This window comes from Promicromonospora sp. NPDC060271, from assembly GCF_042726755.1.
Classification (GTDB): Bacteria; Actinomycetota; Actinomycetes; order Actinomycetales; family Cellulomonadaceae; genus Promicromonospora.
Map to the genome: position 1 here is coordinate 1 of NZ_JBHXBG010000326.1, position 1,201 is coordinate 1,201.

The 1,201-nt window shown below is 71.6% G+C and carries 1 protein-coding gene; it reads right to left on the minus strand.

Annotation, left to right across the window (positions count from 1 at the left end; genetic code table 11):
* Positions 1 to 67: 67 nt before the first annotated feature.
* Positions 68 to 1,036 carry a universal stress protein gene (locus tag ACFWE2_RS25390; protein WP_377226979.1) on the minus strand — a complete coding sequence of 323 codons (969 nt, stop codon included), beginning with the start codon at positions 1,034 to 1,036 and terminating at the stop codon, positions 68 to 70.
* Positions 1,037 to 1,201 lie beyond the last annotated feature (165 nt).

Genomic DNA, 1,201 nt, shown 5'->3' on the forward strand with positions numbered 1-1,201 from the left:
CCTCCTCGACCATCGTGTCGAAGTCGGTGGCGCGTGGTGGCGGTCGCGCGTTCCGGAACCGCGCGGGTCACTCCGGGCAGTGCTTGTTGACCACCAGGACCGGGCATGCCGCGTGGTGCAGCACCGCCTGGCTCGTCGAGCCCAGGAGCAGCCCGCGGAACCCGCCCCTGCCGCGCGACCCGAGAACCACCAGGTCCGACGCGGTCGAGAACTCCGTCAGCAGCTCAGCGCCGGTACCGTCCAGCACGATCCGCCGGATCCGCAGACCGGGGTTCTGTGCCTCGTACTTGTCGACGAGGACGTCCATGCCTGCCCCGATGTCGGCGAGCACCTGCTCACGGTCGATGTTCGACGGCAGCCATGCGAGCATCCCGCTGTTCCCGACGGGCACGCCCGTGACCGCGGTCAGCTCAGCGCCCCACGCGTTGGCCTGCAGGATCGCGTGCTGCAGCGCACGCTCGGCCTGCGGCGACCCGTCCACGCCGACGACGATGCGGCGCACCTCCCGGATCTCCGCAGACTCCGGCGTCGTCGTGCTCGTCTCGGCGTCCGTCGGCGCCCCGGAGCCCGGCACGTTCCAGGAGACGCCCCTGTTCGCCTCGGCACGCAGCGGGACCACGACGACCGGGCACCGCGCGTGCGCGGGCAGCGCGGACGACACCGTGCCGAGCAGCCGCTCCGTGAACCCGCCCCGGCCGCGCGTGCCGACGACGGCCAGCCCGTAGTCGCCGGACAGCTCCACGAGCACGCCCGCCGCGTCGCCGGTCGCGACCTCCGTCGTGGCGCGCACGCCGGCGTCGGCCACGCGCGCCTCCGCCTCGGCGAGGACGGACTTGGCGCCCTCCTGGATGGTCGTGTCGTCGAGGGCGGCGTATCCGCCGTCGAGCGACGCGGCCGTGAAGGACGGCAGCGAATAGCTGCACACGATGTGCAGCGCCCAGCCCACGCGGCGCGCGTAGGCGGTGGCCCAGTCCAACGCGTGCAGGCTCGCGGCCGACCCGTCCACCCCGACCAGCACGACCTCGGATCGCGTCATCGCAAGACCTCTCTTCGCCCTAGCACCATTGCACTCCCACGCTACCGGCGACGCGCGCGTTGTGGGTAACCAGTGGCAAAAAGACCGCAGAAAGATGGCAAAGCAGAGATTCGCGAAGTAGAGCGCCTGTCCGAGGCTCCCTGGCGACACCAGGGAATTTCGGAC